Source organism: Saccharopolyspora hirsuta, assembly GCF_008630535.1.
Classification (GTDB): Bacteria; Actinomycetota; Actinomycetes; order Mycobacteriales; family Pseudonocardiaceae; genus Saccharopolyspora; species Saccharopolyspora hirsuta.
The window spans coordinates 24963-41730 of sequence record NZ_VWPH01000004.1; the positions used below are offsets into that span (position 1 = coordinate 24963).

Sequence of the window (16768 nt, forward strand, 5' to 3'; positions counted from 1 at the left end):
GTCCCGCGTCAGCGGTTCTGCACGACGGCGAACGGCTGCGGCTCGTACGAGTCACCGCCGCTGCCGGTGCCGACCAGGCGTCCGTCCGGGAGTTCAGCACCGTTGGTCAGCGCGCCCTCCTGCGGCCCGTCGACCTGCTGCCACCCGGTGCCGTCGTAGCGCAGCAGCGCGTCCGGGCCGAGGTTCCACAGCGCTCCCCCGGCCTGCACGAGCTTCCCGAGCTTGCGGACCTGCGCCGGGGCCTCCTGCCGACTCCACTCCGCGCCGTTCCAGTGCATCAGCACCGGCTGGCTGGCTTCGGGCGTGTCGTAAGGCGTCTGGGTCGCGGAGAGCCAGACGTCGTCCGGCCGGAACGCCGCGACGTCGTGCACGGTGAGGTAGTCGGACTCCGCGGTGTCCAGCGGCGGCACCGGGACGTGGCTCCACTGCGCGCCGTCCCAGTGCATCGAGACCAGCTGCTGCGGTCGGCCGACGGTGGTACCGGCCATCCAGAGGTCGTCCGGCGCCGCCCCGCCGATGCTGGCGAAGTTCTGCTCGTCGGTCCCGGGCGGCAGCGGAACCCCCTGCCAGCCGCCGTCGACCCAGCGCACGGCGAAGCTCCGCGAGATCGGGTCCTCGCCGTCGCGGTAGGCGCTGCCGATGGCCCAGACGTCGGGCCCGACCGCCGCGACGTCGCTGGGCGAGACGCGCGGCGCGTCCGGCACCTCCAGCGGCACCTCGGTCCAGGCCCGCCCGTCCCAGTGCAGCGTCCCGCCGCTGCTGACCTTCGAGAACCGGCTGACCACCCAGGCGTTGTCCGGCCCGGTCACCGCGGAGGAGACGACGTCGCCGATGTCCGGCAGCGGCACCTCGACCCAGCGGCCGCTCTCCTCGCGGTGGAAGCCCTGCGCGGTGATCGACGTCGGCGACCCGGGCGGGCTGTAGCTGCCGAACGCCCAGGTCTGCCCGCCACCGCTGGACACGGTGGTCACGTAGGACGCCATGTCGGGCCTGCCCGGGAACTCCTCCCCGGTCCAGCTGCCCTCCGCCAACGCCGTGCCCGCCACCCCGACGACCGCGACCACCGCGGCGACCACCGTCGCTCCGCTCCGCCTCGACATCGCTTCCTCTCAGCCGGTGAACCCCTACCCCTGGAAGACGCCGACGGCACCGATCAGGTTGCCCCCGCGGGCGACCGAGAGTCGGTGGAAGCGCCCGCGCTGGTTTCGTGAGCTTCCACTTCGATGCCCTGGTCGCCCACTTGCCGCATGCCCCCGTTTCACCAAACCCAGTAGATGGGGCCGTCACCGGACAGTCCGAGAGGACGAGGTGTGGCGTTTGGCCACCGACGTCGGCCTCGAACTCCGCAGCACGGACCCGATTTCGGACGAGCGCACGGCGTTGGAGTTCCGGGCGTCGGCGGGAGCGCCGTTTTCGGACGTTGAGATCTCGTGTCCGGGACCTAGGGAGCGGCCGAGGACGGCCCCGGGTTACGCGGGTTTCGGGTCCGGGTCGGTGAAGACCTCGTAGGGCTGACCGGACATGTCCCCCTCCACCCACACCTGCATCCCGTAGCTGACGGGATCGTCCGGGTAGATGGTGAGCAGTTCGCTGGTGGTGTTCTGGAAATCCGTCCGCACATCCCGCAGCTGGAGTTCTTCGCCGTGCCGGAGGGGTGGTCCGGCCAGGGCGGCCGGTACCGCGGCGTCGAACGCGGGCCAGTCGATGGTGATCTCGCCTTCAGCGCTCTCCTGGATGAACGGCCGCAGGTCGACATGGCCCGTGCGCCGACCGTGCTCGATCAGCCACAGGTCTGCGGTCTCGCCGCCGTCGTGACTGCTGATCTGGCCGTCGACCACGTCCGGGTCCGGGTTGTCCACGAACATGTCCTGCAGCAGAGCGCGGATGTGCTCGCGGCGGGAGTAGACGAAGAACAAGCTCCAGTCCATCTGACCGGAGTAGGTCTTCTCCAGGACGTAGGCGCTCCGGCCTCGCAGATCATCACTCACGACCCTGCATCCTGCCAAACACCCGCGACGCCCGGGCTGGCTTTCACGACACGGCCTAGCGCGTTCCGCCGAGCAGGAGGCACACCGGGCTCGGGGTGGGGAACGGCTCGCCCGCCGGGGAGAGGGCTCCGGTGTTGGGGTCGACCTGGAAGGTCGTCACCGTGTTCGAGTACTGGTTGCTCGCGAGCATCCAGCGGGCGTCCGGGGTGAGCGCGATGTGGCGGGGCCAGCTGCCTCCGCACGGGACCGCGTCCAGGAAGCGGAGGCGTTCTCCGCCGGGTTCGACGGCGAAGCGGGCGATGCTGTCGTGGCCGCGGTTCGAGACGTAGACGAAGCGGCCGTCGGGCGAGATCAGGATCTCGGCCGGGAAGTTGTCCGGGGCGCCCGGTGGGACGGTGGAGATCACCTGGCCCGGCACCACTTCCGGGCGGTCGGCGTCGTACGCGCAGACCGTCACCGTGGAGTCGAGTTCGTTCGCCACGTAGAGGAACGGCAACTCCGGGTGGAAGACAAGGTGTCGCGGGCCAGCGCCGGGGGCCAGCGGGGTTTCGCCGACCGGTTCGAGCTTCCCGGCGCTGGTGTCGAGGGCGTGCACGTGGATGCGGTCCGCGCCGAGGTCCGGCACCAGCAGGTGGCGGCCGTCGGGGGTGATGGCGACCATGTGCGCGTGCGGGCCCTCCTGGCGTCCCGGAACCGGGCCGCTCCCCTCGTACTGGACGAGATCGGTCTGCGGGCCGAGCGTTCCGTCCGCCAGGATCGGGAAGACCGCCGTGCTGCCGCTGCCGTAGTTGGCCACGACCAGGTGCTCCCCGCCGGGGTGCACCGCGAGGTGGGTGGGCATCGAGGCCTCGGCGGGCTGGCTGCCCAGCACGACGAGCCCGCCGTCCGGCTCCACGGACAGCGCGGTCACCCGGCCGTCCTCGGTGTCGTTGACCGCGTACATCCTGGTCCCGTCCGCGTTGAGGACCAGGAACGCCGGACTGTCCACACCGGACACCGATCCGGTGCTGGTCAGCTGGCCGGTCGTCAGGTCCAGCTCGGCCAGTTCGACGGCGGAGCTGAAGTTGCCGCTGTAGGCCGCGAGCGACTGCGGGGCCGCCCCCTCAGCGCGCACAGGCAGGGCTGAGCCCACCCCGACCGCGGCGATTCCCAGGCCGATCAGCCGGAGGAAACCGCCCCGGCCGATCCGCTGGCCACCGTTCATCGTGATCACCGTCTCCGCATCGCAGCAGCTGCCACCACGATCGCCTCCGGTGCGGCGGCGGACAAGACGGCGCTCGGCGCGAACGCGTACGGCGGATCGGCGCACCGATCACCCCGCAGCGCCAGACGATTACTCCTGGTTGCGCAGCGCTCCCGCGTCCTCGCCCTGTGATCAGCGGCACGCCACCCGCTCCACCTGATCGCGCGATTCGCCGGGTGGGTGGTTTGTTACGGTACGGCGGCAGTCCAAGCAGTCGGCGGGGGTTCCGGTGGGTTTCTTCGACAAGGTCCGCGGCGAGTTCATCGACATCATCGAGTGGACCGACGACAGCCGGGACACCATCGTCTGGCGCTTCCCCCGGTACGAGAACGAGATCAAGATGGGCGCCAAGCTCACCGTGCGCGAGTCGCAGGTCGCCGTCTTCGTCAACGAGGGGCAGGTCGCGGACGCCTTCCCGCCCGGCATGTACACGCTGCAGACGCAGAACATGCCCGTCCTGTCCACCATCAAGGGCTGGAAGCACGGCTTCAACTCGCCGTTCAAGGCCGAGGTGTACTTCGTCAACACCCGGCAGTTCACCGACCTGAAGTGGGGCACGCAGAACCCGGTCATCGTGCGCGACCCGGAGTTCGGCATGGTCCGGCTGCGCGCCTTCGGCGGCTACGCGCTGCGCGTGATCGAGCCGGTCTCGCTGCTGCGCGAGCTCGCCGGAACCGACCCGGCGTTCCGCACCGAAGAGGTCTCGGACCACATCCGGCAGATGATCATCGGCAAGCTCGGCCCGGCGCTGGCCAGCTCCGGCGTTCCGATGCTCGACCTGGTCACCCACCAGGAGCAGATCGGCGACCGGGTCGCGGTGGCGCTCAACGTGGAGCTGCGCCCGCTGGGCATCGAGATCTCGCGGTTCATCGTCGAGAACGTCTCGGTGCCGCCCGAGGTCGAGGCGATGATCGACAAGCGCACCCAGATGGGCATCGCTGGCAACCTCGACCAGTACGCGCAGTTCCAGGCCGCCAACGCGATGGAGCAGGCCGCGCAGAACGACGGCGGCGCCGGTGCGGGCATGGGCATGGGGATGGGCATGGCGCTCGGCCAGCAGGCCGCTGCCGCCGCGCAGCAGCCGCCGCAGGCCCCGCAGCCGCAGGCCGCACCGGCCGGTCCGCCGCCGCTGCCGCCGCAGGAGCAGTGGTACCTCGGCGCGAACGGCCAGCAGCTCGGCCCGTTCGACTTCGCCGCGCTCGGCCAGCAGGTCGCCAACGGCACGCTGACCCCGGACACCCTGGTGTGGAAGCAGGGCATGCCGGAGTGGGCGGCCGCGCGCCAGGTCCCGGCGCTGGGGTCGCTGTTCGGCCAGCTGCCGCCGCCGCTGCCGCCGCAGGCCTGATCCCGGACCCGAGGGGGAACCGATGTCCGACCCGCGAGGAGGCAGACCGGCCACCTCGGCCACCAGCTACCCCTGCGGTGGTTGCGGTGCCCGCGTCGAGTTCGCACCCGGCACGAACGTGCTGCAGTGCCCCTACTGCGGGTTCCGGCAGGAGATCCGGCCCAGCGGCCAGCAGATCCGGGAGATCGCGATCGACGAGCTGGCCGCGCTGCCCCGCAAGCCGGTCGGCCAGCTCGCCCCCTACACGCTGGTCTGCCAGCGCTGCTCGGCGCGGACCGAGACCACCGCGACCGCGGGCCTGTGCCAGTTCTGCGGCTCGCCGCTGGTGCTGGACCCGAACGCGACCGGGCAGATCATGCCGGAGGGCGTGCTGCCGTTCGCGGTGGACCACGACGGGATCCGGACCTCGCTGGGCAAGTGGGTGTCGTCGCGCTGGTTCGCCCCGAACTCGTTCAAGAAGGTGGTCAGCGCCGAGTCGACCAAGGGCACCTACGTGCCGCACTGGACGTTCGACTCGGAGACGTTCTCCCAGTACCACGGCCAGCGCGGCGAGCACTACTACGTCACCCAGCGGGACGGCAACGGCAACACCCGGCGCGTCCGCCGGACCCGCTGGTACGGCGTGACCGGCCAGGTCTCGCGCGCGTTCGACGACGTCCTGGTGCCCGCCAGCCTGGTGCTGCCGGTCGACCACGTGGACGCGCTCGGGCCGTGGCCGCTGCCCGAGGCCCAGCCGTACCAGCCGCAGTACCTGGCGGGCTACTACGCGCTGCGCTACGACGTGGAGCCCGAGCACGGGCTGGAGGAGGCCAAGTCGCGGATGTCGCAGGTGATCCGCGAGGACTGCCGACGCGACATCGGCGGTGACGCGCAGCGGGTGGAGCGGGTCAACACCAACTTCACCAACGTCACCTTCAAGCTGATGCTGCTGCCGATCTGGGTCGCCACCTACATGTACGCGGGCAAGAGCTGGCAGATCCTGATCAACGGCCGCACCGGCGAGATCCAGGGCGAACGCCCGTGGAGCAAGGTCAAGATCGCCCTCGCGGTCCTCGTCGGCCTGATCGCGCTGGCGATCCTGCTCCTGGTCTTCGCCAAGCGGTAGTCGGCTCCTAGGAACCGTTCACCGCGACTGCCTTGAAGAACGTGTACTGGAAGGTGCCGCCCGCTTCGGCGGTCCGCCGGAGGTCGGCCACGCCCCGGTGCCAGTCGTCCGGGGTGGTGAGACCGGCCGCCAGCGCGTCGTCCCCGACGGATTCGACCATGGCGATGAACGTGTTGCGGGTGAATCCCTCGACCAGCTCCGGCAGGTTCTGGTCCGCGTAGACCGGTCGCGCGCGGACGGTGATGCCGCCGTACCCGGCGTTCGCGAGCAGGGGCTGCAGCTTTCGGCCGGTGCACGCGTCACCACCGGCGAGCGCCTGCAGCCGCACCTGGCAGTCGATCGCCGCTCGGGCGTGGGCGCTGTCGGGGTGGAAGAGCACCGACCCGTGGTCGCCTTCGATCGCGGTGATGGTGCCACCGGGCCGCAGCAGGCGGCGCAGCTCGACCAGGGCCCGGTGCGGGTCCGCGAGGTGCTCCAGGACGAAGCAGACGAAGAGGTGGTCGAAGGACGCGTCGGGGAAGGGCAGCTCGAACAGGTCGGCGCAGTGCCACTCCACCTCGGCGTCCGGCGAGGTCGCAAGCACCCGATCACGGGCCTGCGCCAGGGAAGCCTCGTTCACGTCGACCGCGACGATGCGCGCGCCGGGGCTGCTCGCCACGAGGTGCGCGGTCTGCGCGCCGATGCCGCACCCGACTTCCAGCACCCGGCTGCCCGCGGGGTACGAGGTTCCTCCGTGCAACAGCGCCGCCAACGCGTTGGCCTGGTCGCCCAGCCGACGGGATTCCAGCTCCGAGTACCCGTGCACGTAGTCGATCGTCATGCTCCTTCTCCGCATCTTCCCGGCAGGACGGCTCCCGCTCGGCGCCTGCCCCCACCCTCGCGCCACAATGGTCCGATGCCCAGGTCCAATGATGGCTCTTCCGACTGGTCCAAAACCCCGGGCGCGGACTTCCTGCAGCTGAACGCGGAGGACGCCCCGGCGGGCGGGCTGTCCACGTGGCTGGCCGACCGGCTCCGGATCGCCATCGCCGACGGCCGCCTGCCGGTGGGCAGCAGGCTGCCCGCCACCCGGACGCTGGCCGCGGAACTGCGCGTGTCCCGCGGAGCGGTCACCGAGGCCTACCGGCGCTTGGGCGAAGACGGTCACGTGGCCGGCCGTGGGCGCAACGGGACGATCGTCGTCGCCACCCCGGTTTCGGCGCCCCGGCCCCCGACCCCCGACGAAACCCCTTCCGGGGCCGCGTTGTTCACCGCCGCACCCGGTGCCGACGTCTTCGACGCCTTGCGGGCGGTGCCCGCCCGGATCGACCTGTCCCCCGGCACGCCCGACCTGACGGCGTTCCCCCGAGCTGCGTGGTTGCGGGCGGAACGTGCCGCGCTCGGCGAGCTCGCGGCTTCCGGCTTCGGATACGGCGACCCCCGCGGCACACCCGCGCTGCGCGCGGCGGTGGCCTCGTGGGTGGCGCGCACTCGTGGAATCCTGGTGTCCCCCAACGAGGTTCTCATCGTCGCAGGCACCGCCCAGGCGCTCACCCTGACCGCGCAAGTGCTCCGCGAGTCGGGTATCGGCGAGGTCGCGGTCGAAGACCCCGGATCGCTCGGAGCGCGCCAGCACCTGAACAGCCAGCAGGTGGGCACTCCGCCGATCCCGGTCGACGGCGACGGGTTGCGCATCGACCACCTGCGCTCCTCCGGCGCGCCCGCCGCGCTGCTGACCCCCGCTCACCAGTTCCCCACCGGCGTGGTGCTCAGCGGCGACAGACGCCGCGAGCTCATGCGGTGGGCTGCTGGGGGCGGGCTGATCGTCGAGGACGACTACGACGCCGAGCACCGCTACGACCGACCGCCGGTCCCCGCCCTCCGCTCGATGCTTCCCGAGGAGGTCGTCTACGCCGGGAGCATCTCCAAACTCCTCGCCCCCGCGCTGAGAATCGGCTGGGTCCTGGCCCCGGAGCGCTACCGGGACGATCTCGTGGCCGCCAAGCGGTACGCGGACCTCGGGAACGCGGCGCTACCGCAGCTCACCCTGGCCCAGCTGATGGAATCGGGTGACCTGGAACGCCACCTGCGCCACCTGCGCCGCCGCCACCGACGACGCCGGGACACCACGGTCGAGGCGATCGAGGCGCACCTGCCGGGCGCGACCGTCCACGGCGCGGCAGCCGGGCTGCACCTGCTGGCCACGTTCGACGCGGACTTCTCCGACCGCGACCTCGCCACCGCCGCGCTCGCGACCGGGGTGAAGGTCCACCCGCTGTCGTGGCACGCCCAGCGCCCGCATCCACCGGGACTCGTCCTGGGCTACGCCGCCAGGACGACCACCGAGATCGACGAGGGAATCGCCGCCATCGGCAAGGCCTTGCGCCGCTTGTAGCGGGCGGTTCACCGCTGGCCGAGGGCCGCGCGCAGGTACGGCGCGGTGCGACCGACGTCCGCGCGGGCCACCTCCGCCGGGGTTCCGGCGGCCACCACCGCACCGCCCTCGTCACCGCCGCCGGGGCCGAGGTCGATCACGTGGTCAGCGGCCGCGACCACGGACATGTCGTGCTCGATCACCACGACCGTGTTGCCCGCGTCGACCAGCGCGTGCAGCAGGCGCATCAGCACCTCCACGTCGGCCGGGTGCAGGCCCGTGGTGGGTTCGTCGAGGACGAAGAGGGTTCGGCCGCGGCGGGTTCGCTGCAGCTCCGAGGCCAGCTTGATGCGCTGCGCCTCGCCCCCGGACAGCTCGGTGGCCGGTTGGCCGAGGGTGAGGTAGGACAGCCCGACGTCGCGGAGGGTGTCCAGGCTGCGCGCCACCGCGGGCACGTCGGCGAAGAAGTCGCGGGCCTCCTCGACGGTCATGGCGAGCACGTCGGCGATCGTCTTGTCGCGGTAGCGGACCTCGAGGGTCTCCGGGTTGTACCGGGCGCCGCGGCAGGCCGGGCAGGGCGAGTAGCTGCTGGGCAGGAACAGCAGCTCGACGGCCACCGCGCCCTCGCCCTGGCAGGTCTCGCACCGCCCGCCGTCGACGTTGAACGAGAACCGGCCCGCGGAGTACTTCCGGTTGCGGGCCTCCTCGGTGGCGGCGAACAGCTTGCGCACGCCGTCGAACAGCCCGGTGTAGGTGGCCAGGTTCGACCGCGGGGTGCGCCCGATCGGCCGCTGGTCGACCTCGACGAGCCGCTTGACCGCGTCCAGCCCGGCGATCTCGCGGACGTGGCGCGCGGACAGGTCTTCCGGTTCCTCCTCGTCGTCCGGGCGCGAGCTGGCCGCGCCGAGGTGGTCCCGGACCGCCGCGGCCAGGACACCGGTGACCAGCGTCGTCTTGCCCGAGCCGGAAACCCCGGTCACCGCGGTGAAAACGCCGAGCGGGAAGTCCACATCGGTCTCGACCAGGTTGTGCAGGCTGACGCCGCGCAGCTCGATCCGGCCGCTCGGCGTGCGCTGGCGGCTGACCGGGACCGGCGGGTCGAGCAGGTGCGCGCGGGTGACCGACTCCGCCGAGTCCGCCAGGTCCGCCAGCGGCCCGCTGTGCAGCACGCGCCCGCCGTGCTCCCCCGCGCCGGGGCCGACGTCGATCAGCCAGTCGGCGTGGCGGATCACCTCCGGCTCGTGCTCGACGACCAGCAGCGAGTTCCCGCCGTCCCGGATCCGGTCCAGGACTCGCAGCAGCGCCCGGGTGTCGTCGGGGTGCAGCCCGGCCGAGGGCTCGTCGAGCACGTAGATCACGCCGAAGAGCGTGGAGTGCAGCGTCGCCGCGAGCCGCAGCCGCTGCAGCTCGCCCGCCGAGAGCGTCGGCGTCGTGCGGTCCATCGCGAGGTAGCCCAGGCCGAGTTCGACCAGCGCCTCGATGCGGGCCAGGATGTCCGCGACGATGACCCGCGCGACCTCGTCGTCCTGCTCGCTGCGCAACTTCGCGGCGAGCACGGTGAGCGGGAGCGCGGCGAGCTCGGCGACGTTCGCCCCGGCGAAGGTCACCGCCAGCGCCTCGGGCCGCAGCCGCGAACCACCGCACGCCGGGCAGGGCAGCACCTCGGCGTACTGCAGCGCCCGGTTGCGCAGCGTCGTGCTCTGGGTGGTCGCCAGGGTGTGCAGGACGTACCGGCGGGCGCTCTGGTAGGTGCCCTGGTACGGGCGCTGGATGCGGCCCGCCTCGCGCTGCGGGTGCACGGTGACCACGGGCTGCTCGTCGGTGAACAGGATCCACTCGCGATCGGCCTGCGGCAGCTCGCGCCACGACCGGTCCACGTCGTAGCCGAGCTCGGCCAGGATGTCCCGGTAGTTCTTGCCCTGCCAGGCACCGGGCCACGCGGCGATCGCCTTCTCCCGGATGGACAGCCCGGGGTCGGGCACCAGCGACTCCTCGCTGACCTCGTGGATCCGCCCGAGCCCGTGGCAGCTCGGGCACGCCCCCGCCGGGGTGTTCGGCGAGAAGGCGTCGGAGTCCAGCCGCTCGGCGCCCTCGGGGTAGGTGCCCGCGCGGGAGAACAGCATCCGCAGGGAGTTCGACAGCGCGGTGACGGTGCCCACCGTGGACCGGGCCTGGACCGCGCCGCGGGCCTGCTGGAACGCCACGGCGGGCGGCAGTCCGGTGATCTCCCGGGCGTCCGGAACCCCGACCTGGTCGATGAGCCGCCGGGCGTACGGGGCGACCGACTCGAGGTACCGGGCCTGCGCCTCGGCGTAGACGGTGCCGAACGCCAGCGACGACTTGCCCGACCCCGAGACCCCGGTGACGGCGACCAGCGCGTCGCGCGGGAAGTCGACGTCGACGTCGCGCAGGTTGTGCACCCGCACCCCGCGCAAGCGCACCGTGGCGTTCTCGTGGTCTGGCACTGACAGCGTCCTCACAGGTCGGGCGGCGTCGCGATCCGTCCCACGCTACCGAGGAGGCGACGGGGCCGCGGCCGCGCCCTCCGCGGAACGTGACCTGCGAGGCACCACGACGGGTGGCCGGGCGCTGCACGGGCACCTCGGGATCGCGAGGGGACGACGGACTCGATCACGTTCGTCCACAATGGACAGCAACTGGAACGAAGATCCCTTGCCGGACAATGATTTTCACCGGTAGATCACCTCAGGTGCACACGCTCGATAGCCGATCGAACACTGCGCGCGATTAACCCATTCGGAGTAATGCCAATGCCCCTCTCGGCGGGGAGTATCTCCGCGTACCGCAAACGCCCCAGCTCACAGCGCTCTCCCCCGGCGCAGGGCTGGGCCGGAAGGAGAGAACATGCCCCGAAGTTCTCTGATTCGAGGATTTCTCGCGTTGGCCGCGACGACGCTGGTCGGCCTCGCACTCGCCACACCGGTGGCCAACGCCGCGGCCACGCCGCTCATCATCGGAGGTACCCAACCGGCGCAGACCTACAGCTTCATCGCGTCCATGCAGTCCACCGACGGCCAGCACCACTGCGGCGCATCGCTGATCGACCAGCAGTGGCTGGTCACCGCCGCGCACTGCGTGGACGGGCAGAAGCCCGGCGACGTCCAGTACCGGATCGGGACGTCCGACCGCACCAGCGGCGGCGAACTGGTCAAACCGGACAAGTTCATCGCCCACCCGAAGTCGAAGCAGCAGCAGGCCGGCTACGACATCGCCCTGGTCCACCTGTCCGAGCCCGCGCAGTCCGAACCGGTCGAGATCGCCGCCGAGCAGCCGCAGCCGGGCACCGCGCTGCACCTGCTGGGCTGGGGCCAGACCTGCGGAACGCCCAAATGCGGCGAACCGCCCGTGAAGCTGAAGGAGCTCGACACCAAGACCACCGCCCCGGCGAACTGCACCAGTTCGGACAACCCCTTCGACTCGACCCGCGAGCTGTGCATCGACAACCAGGGGGGCAAGGCCAGCGCCTGCTACGGCGACTCCGGCGGCCCGGCGGTGGTCCGCGAGGGCAGCGGGTACGCGCTGGTCGGCGCGACCAGCCGCGGGCAGGCCGAGAACTGCGCGGAGAAACCCGGCATCTACACCAGCGTCGTGGCGCACGCCGACTGGATCAGCCGGACCATCGGTTCCGGCGGCCATTAGCGCGCGGAACGACCTCGCACGGCCAGCCCGGCCGCGGCGCTCGCCGCGGCCGGGCTACTCCCGTTCGTAGCCGAGCCGGGCGGCGAGCAGCTTCGCCGCTTCGCCCACCGCCCGTCCGAGCGCCTCCTCGGACTCCCCGGTCAGGCGGCTCATCGGGATGTTGACGCTGAGGCTGGCGACGGGCTTGCCGGGCCCTTCGACGACGGCCGCCGCGACCGAGCCGACGTCGGTTCGCCACTCCCCGTGGTTGACCGCGTACCCGCGCGCCCGGATGCGGTCCAGCTCGGCGAGCATCTGGTCCGGGTCGGTGATCGTGCTGTCGGTATAGCGCGGCAGTTCGTCCGCGACAACGCGCTTGAGCACGTCGGCGCTGCTGTGCGCGAGGACCGCCTTGCCGTTGGCCGACGCGTGCAGCGGCAGCGCGTGCCCCAGCGACATGCTGATGCGCAGCGGCTTCGACGTCTCCAGCCGCTCGATCAGCACCACCTTGTCCTCCTCGGGAACGGTGAGGTGGATCGTCTCCTCGGTGCGGCGGCGCAGGTCCTCCATGATCGGCCGGGCCGCATCGCGCAACCCCAGGTCGCCGCTGGCGCGCCCGCCGATCGCGAGCGCCTTGGTGGTCAGCGCCCAGCGCTTGACCTCGCCCTCGGCCGGGCGGATCCACCCCGCTTCGTGCAGCGTGAGCAGCGCGCGCTGGACCGTGCTCTTCGGCATGCCCAGCACGCGGGCCAGCTCACCGACCCCGATCGGCTGCCGCGCGGCGACCTCTTCCAGGACCCGCAGCGCGTTCCGGACGTTGCGCACCGTCTTGACCCCCCATTTCCGGCCGCCTACCCTCTCGGCGCTTCAAATCGGCACAGCGTACCACCTCACGGCACAGAAGGGCTCGGTGTGCGATGAGCGCCAGCAGCGGACGGCACTTCCTGCAGATCCCCGGACCGACCAACGTCCCCGACCGGGTCCTGCGCGCCCTCGCGCAGCCCACGATCGACCACCGCGGACCGGACTTCGCCGAACTCGCGCTCGACGTGCTGCGCCGGGTCGAGCCGGTGTTCGGCACCAGCGGCCCGGTCGTGATCTACCCGTCCTCGGGCACCGGTGCCTGGGAGGCCGCGCTGGTCAACACCCTCTCGCCCGGCGACCGCGTGCTCGCCTTCGAGACCGGCCACTTCGCCACCCTGTGGCGCGACATGGCCGAAGGTCTCGGGCTGGTCGTGGACTTCGTCCCCGGCGACTGGCGGCACGGCGTCGACCCGGCGGTGGTCGCCGAGCGGCTGGCCGCCGACGAGCAGCACCGCATCGCCGCCGTGATGGTGGTGCACAACGAGACCTCCACCGGCGTCACCAGCCGCGTGCCGGAGATCCGGGCGGCCATCGACGAAGCCGGACACCCCGCGCTGCTGCTGGTCGACACGATCTCCTCGCTGGGGTCCATCGACTACCGGCACGACGAGTGGGGCGTGGACGTCACGGTCAGCTGCTCGCAGAAGGGGCTGATGCTGCCGCCGGGGCTGGGTTTCAACGCGATCAGCGCGAAGGCGCTCGCCGCTGCCGAACGGGCGCGGCTGCCGAAGTCGTACTGGAACTGGGCGCCGTTCCTCGAGGCCAACGAGCGCGGCTTCTACCCGTACACCCCGCCCACCAACCTGCTCTACGGATTGCGGGAGGCGTTGTCCCTGCTCGAATCCGAGGGGCTGCCCGCCGTCTTCGCGCGCCACGACCGGCACGCCGCAGCCACCAGGGCCGCCGTGCGCGGCTGGGGTCTGGAGGTGCTGTGCGCCGACGAGCGCGAGCACTCCAGCTCGCTGACCGCCGTGCTACTGCCCGAGGAGCACGACGCGAACAAGGTCCGCCAGATCATCCTGGACCGCTTCGACATGTCGCTGGGCGCCGGGCTGGGCAAGCTCACCGGCCGCGTGTTCCGCATCGGCCACCTCGGCGACCTCAACGACCTGACGCTGGCCGGAACGCTCGCGGGTGTCCAAATGGGACTCGAACTGGCCGGGGTGCCCGTCGACCCCTCCGGGCTCCGGGCCGCCCTCGACGTGCTGCGCGGCTGACCTCCTCGGAAAGGACGTGAGATGACCGCTTCGACGACCGGCACCTCCGCCGCCCTCGGTGCACGTCTGGAGCGCGCGCTGCGCGCCGAGCTCGACGGCGAGGTCGCCTTCGACGACTACACCCGCCACCTCTTCTCCCGCGACGCCAGCATGTACTCGATCACGCCGCTGGGCGTCGCGTTCCCGCGCCACGCCGACGACGTCGCCGCCGCGGTGCGGATCGCCGCCGGGCTCGGCGTGCCGATCGTGCCCCGCGGCGCGGGCACCAGCCTGGTCGGCCAGACCGTCGGTCCCGGCCTGGTGCTGGACATGTCCCGGTACATGAACCGGATCCTGGAGATCGACCCGGTCGCGCGCACCGCGCTGGTCGAGGTCGGCGTGGTGCAGGACCGGCTCAACCAGGCCGCCGCCGCGCACGGGCTGATGTTCGGCCCGGACACCTCGACCAGCAACCGGGCCACGATCGGCGGGATGGTCGGGAACAACTCCGCGGGCAGCGGCTCGCTGACCTACGGCATGACGATCGATCACGTGCGGGCGCTGGACGTGGTGCTCGCCGACGGTTCGCGCACCCGGTTCGAGCCCGTCGGCGAGGCCGAGCGGGAGCGCCGGGCAGCGGCGGACACCCTGGAGGGGCGGCTCTACCGGGAGCTGCCGGAGCTGGTCGCGGCCAACGCCGACGTCGTCGAGGCGAAGATGCCCGCGTTCTGGCGCCGCGCTTGCGGGTACCGGCTCGACCGGCTGGCGAAGTACCTCGGCGGCGAGCCGTTCGACCTGGCGAAGTTCGTGGTGGGCGCCGAGGGAACGCTGGTCATCGCCACCCGGGCGCTGGTGGACCTGGTGCCCAGACCGGCGCGGACGGTCTACGCCGTCGGGCACTTCACCGACGCCGCCAGCGCCATCTCGGCCACCACCGACGCGCTGGCCTGCGACCCGCACCAGGTCGAGCTGATGGACCGGACGATCCTGGAGCTGTCCCGGCAGAAGATCGAGTTCGCCGACCTCGGCGAAGTGCTCGTCGGCGATCCGGGTGCGCTGCTGTTCGTGTCCTTCACCGGTGACGACGAGGCGCAGCTGATCGCCAAGCTGGACCAGCTCGACGAGCGCTGGCAGGCCAGCGGGCACGGCTACCACACGCTGCGCGCGGTCACCCCCGCCGAGCAGGGGGCGCTGCTGAAGGTCCGCAAGTCCAGCCTCGGCCTGCTGATGGCCGCCGGTGAGGGCACCCGCCGCCCGCTGGCCTTCGTGGAGGACACCGCGGTCGACCCGGTCCACCTGGCCGAGTACACCAAGCGGTTCAAGGAGATCCTGGACGAGCACGGCATGCGGGCCGGGTTCTACGGGCACTGCTCGGTGGGCTGCCTGCACATCCGCCCGTTCGTCGACCTGACCGACCCGGCCGAGGTCGCCCGGATGCGCACCGTCGCGGAGGCGGTCAAGGACCTGGTCGCCGAGTACGGCGGGGTGAACTCCAGCGAGCACGGCGACGGCCTGGCCCGCAGCGAGTTCAACCGGGAGATCTTCGGCGACCGGCTCTACGAGGCGATGCGCGAGGTCAAGCGCCTCTTCGACCCCGGCGGGGTGATGAACCCGGGCAAGATCGTGGACGCGCCGCCGATGACCGAGAACCTGCGCGACCGCGACGCGCTGCCGCCCGCGCCGCCGCTGCGGACCTCGCTGCAGTTCGAGGTCGTCGGCGGGATGCGCGGCGCGGCGGACCGCTGCATGAACATCGGCGCCTGCCGGAAGTCGACCGCGGGCGTGATGTGCCCGTCCTACATCGCGACGAAGAACGAGGAGCACTCCACCCGCGGCCGGGCCAACGCGCTGGTGAAGGCGCTGTCCGAACCGGACCCGCACGCCGCGCTCGGCGACGAGCGCCTGCACGAGATCCTCGACCTCTGCCTGATGTGCAAGGCGTGCAAGAGCGAGTGCCCGATGAGCGTGGACATGGCCTCGCTGAAGGCCGAAACGCTCGCGCACCACCACGAGATCCACGGAACCCCGCTGCGGTCGCGGGTGTTCTCCGCGATCCGGGCGCTCAACCGGCTCGGCTCGGCCACCGCGCCGCTGTCGAACCTGCCCGGCCGCATCGGTTTCCTGCGCCGACTCGCCGAACGCGCGCTCGGCATCACCGCGGCCCGCCCGCTGCCGGAGTTCCAGCGCACCAACCTGATCCGCTGGTTCCGCCGCCGGAACCCCGCGGCGAGCAGCGGAGCGCTCGGCGCGGTCACGTGGCTCGCGGACTCCTTCACCACCTACACCGAACCGCACATTGGCCGGGCCGGTGTCGAGCTGCTGGAGCGGGCGGGCTGGCGGGTCGACCTCGCCGCCGGTGGTTGCTGCGGGCGGTCGAGCATGTCCAAGGGAATGCTGGACGACGCCAAGCAGAAGGCCGCAGCGCTGGTCGCTTCGCTGCAGCGGGACACCGCGCCGGGCTCGCCGATCGTCGGCTGCGAACCGTCGTGCGTGCTGATGCTCCGCGAGGAGCACACCGCGCTGCTGCCGGGCGCTGCGACTGTGGCCGACCGGGTCAAGCAGGTCGAGGAGCTGCTCGTCGAGGCGATCGACGACGGTCGGCTGGCGCTGCGCGCCGATTCCTGGCTGGCCGGGCGGCGAATCGTGTTCCACGGCCACTGCCACCAGAAGGCCGAGGTCGGCACCGCTGCCACCCTCGCCCTGCTGCGCCGGATCCCGGGCGCGCAGGTCGTGGAGATCGACGCGGGCTGCTGCGGGATGGCGGGCTCGTTCGGCTTCGAGGCCGAGCACTACGAGACCTCCATGACCGTCGGCGGGGACCGGTTGTTCCCGGCGCTGGCGGCCGAACCCGACGCGGTGGTGGCCGCCACCGGGGTGTCGTGCCGCCAGCAGATCTTCCACGGCGCGGGCCGCACCGCCTGGCACCCGGTGGAGCTGGTGCGCGAGGCGCTGGCCGACGCCGAGGGGGTGGTGCCGCCCCGGACGACTTCCTGAACGCCCCCCGCGCACCGCACGCGGCTGGTTTCCCGCGCCGC

Annotated in this window: 12 protein-coding genes; 6 read left to right on the forward strand and 6 right to left on the reverse strand. The window is 71.9% G+C overall.

Annotation, left to right across the window (positions count from 1 at the left end; all coding sequences use genetic code 11):
* Positions 1-8 precede the first annotated feature (8 nt).
* The 3 genes from F1721_RS08895 to F1721_RS08905 form a co-directional block, all read right to left on the reverse strand.
* Positions 9-1100: a hypothetical protein gene (locus F1721_RS08895; protein WP_150066119.1), complete on the reverse strand. Its 1092-nt coding sequence runs from the start codon at positions 1098-1100 to the stop codon at positions 9-11.
* Between the two features lie 369 nt (positions 1101-1469).
* Entirely contained in the window at positions 1470-1988 is a 519-nt protein-coding gene (locus F1721_RS08900; RefSeq protein WP_150066120.1) for a hypothetical protein, read from the reverse strand.
* 55 nt (positions 1989-2043) lie between these two features.
* A complete protein-coding gene (locus tag F1721_RS08905; protein ID WP_150066121.1) occupies positions 2044-3192 on the reverse strand; it encodes a lactonase family protein in 1149 nt (382 codons plus the stop codon).
* Between the two features lie 268 nt (positions 3193-3460).
* Between F1721_RS08905 and F1721_RS08910 the strand changes: the two genes are divergently transcribed.
* Positions 3461-4576, forward strand: a complete 1116-nt coding sequence (locus tag F1721_RS08910; protein ID WP_150066122.1) for an SPFH domain-containing protein — start codon at positions 3461-3463, stop codon at positions 4574-4576.
* Between the two features lie 22 nt (positions 4577-4598).
* Entirely contained in the window at positions 4599-5681 is a 1083-nt protein-coding gene (locus tag F1721_RS08915) for a TFIIB-type zinc ribbon-containing protein (protein ID WP_150066123.1), read from the forward strand.
* A 7-nt stretch (positions 5682-5688) separates the two neighbouring features.
* Here the strand turns inward: F1721_RS08915 and F1721_RS08920 are convergent, their stop codons facing one another.
* Positions 5689-6501, reverse strand: coding sequence for a methyltransferase domain-containing protein (locus F1721_RS08920; RefSeq protein ID WP_150066124.1), 813 nt, complete (start codon positions 6499-6501; stop codon positions 5689-5691).
* Between the two features lie 75 nt (positions 6502-6576).
* Between F1721_RS08920 and pdxR the strand changes: the two genes are divergently transcribed.
* Complete coding sequence (gene pdxR, locus F1721_RS08925; protein WP_150066125.1) at positions 6577-8055, forward strand: MocR-like pyridoxine biosynthesis transcription factor PdxR; 1479 nt, start codon at positions 6577-6579, stop codon at positions 8053-8055.
* Positions 8056-8063: 8 nt separating this feature from the next.
* Here the strand turns inward: pdxR and uvrA are convergent, their stop codons facing one another.
* Positions 8064-10499: an excinuclease ABC subunit UvrA gene (gene uvrA, locus F1721_RS08930; protein WP_150066126.1), complete on the reverse strand. Its 2436-nt coding sequence runs from the start codon at positions 10497-10499 to the stop codon at positions 8064-8066.
* Positions 10500-10935: 436 nt separating this feature from the next.
* On the opposite strand from uvrA, the gene F1721_RS08935 reads away from it, so the two are divergent.
* Positions 10936-11694, forward strand: coding sequence for a S1 family peptidase (locus F1721_RS08935; RefSeq protein ID WP_246154571.1), 759 nt, complete (start codon positions 10936-10938; stop codon positions 11692-11694).
* A 54-nt stretch (positions 11695-11748) separates the two neighbouring features.
* Here F1721_RS08935 and F1721_RS08940 read toward each other — a convergent pair whose 3' ends face one another.
* Positions 11749-12498, reverse strand: a complete 750-nt coding sequence (locus F1721_RS08940; RefSeq protein WP_150066128.1) for an IclR family transcriptional regulator — start codon at positions 12496-12498, stop codon at positions 11749-11751.
* Positions 12499-12590: 92 nt separating this feature from the next.
* Between F1721_RS08940 and F1721_RS08945 the strand changes: the two genes are divergently transcribed.
* Entirely contained in the window at positions 12591-13754 is a 1164-nt protein-coding gene (locus tag F1721_RS08945) for a pyridoxal-phosphate-dependent aminotransferase family protein (protein ID WP_150066129.1), read from the forward strand.
* Between the two features lie 21 nt (positions 13755-13775).
* A complete protein-coding gene (locus tag F1721_RS08950) occupies positions 13776-16727 on the forward strand; it encodes an FAD-binding and (Fe-S)-binding domain-containing protein (protein ID WP_150066130.1) in 2952 nt (983 codons plus the stop codon).
* The last annotated feature ends 41 nt before the right edge of the window (positions 16728-16768 follow it).

Coding starts and splice junctions, on each gene's coding strand:
- F1721_RS08905 (WP_150066121.1), bottom strand. CDS start 3,192: ATGAACGGTGGCCAGCGGATCGGCCGGGGCGGTTTCCTCCGGCTGATC.
- F1721_RS08915 (WP_150066123.1), top strand. CDS start 4,599: ATGTCCGACCCGCGAGGAGGCAGACCGGCCACCTCGGCCACCAGCTAC.
- F1721_RS08950 (WP_150066130.1), top strand. CDS start 13,776: ATGACCGCTTCGACGACCGGCACCTCCGCCGCCCTCGGTGCACGTCTG.
- F1721_RS08945 (WP_150066129.1), top strand. CDS start 12,591: ATGAGCGCCAGCAGCGGACGGCACTTCCTGCAGATCCCCGGACCGACC.
- pdxR (WP_150066125.1), top strand. CDS start 6,577: ATGCCCAGGTCCAATGATGGCTCTTCCGACTGGTCCAAAACCCCGGGC.
- F1721_RS08920 (WP_150066124.1), bottom strand. CDS start 6,501: ATGACGATCGACTACGTGCACGGGTACTCGGAGCTGGAATCCCGTCGG.
- F1721_RS08895 (WP_150066119.1), bottom strand. CDS start 1,100: ATGTCGAGGCGGAGCGGAGCGACGGTGGTCGCCGCGGTGGTCGCGGTC.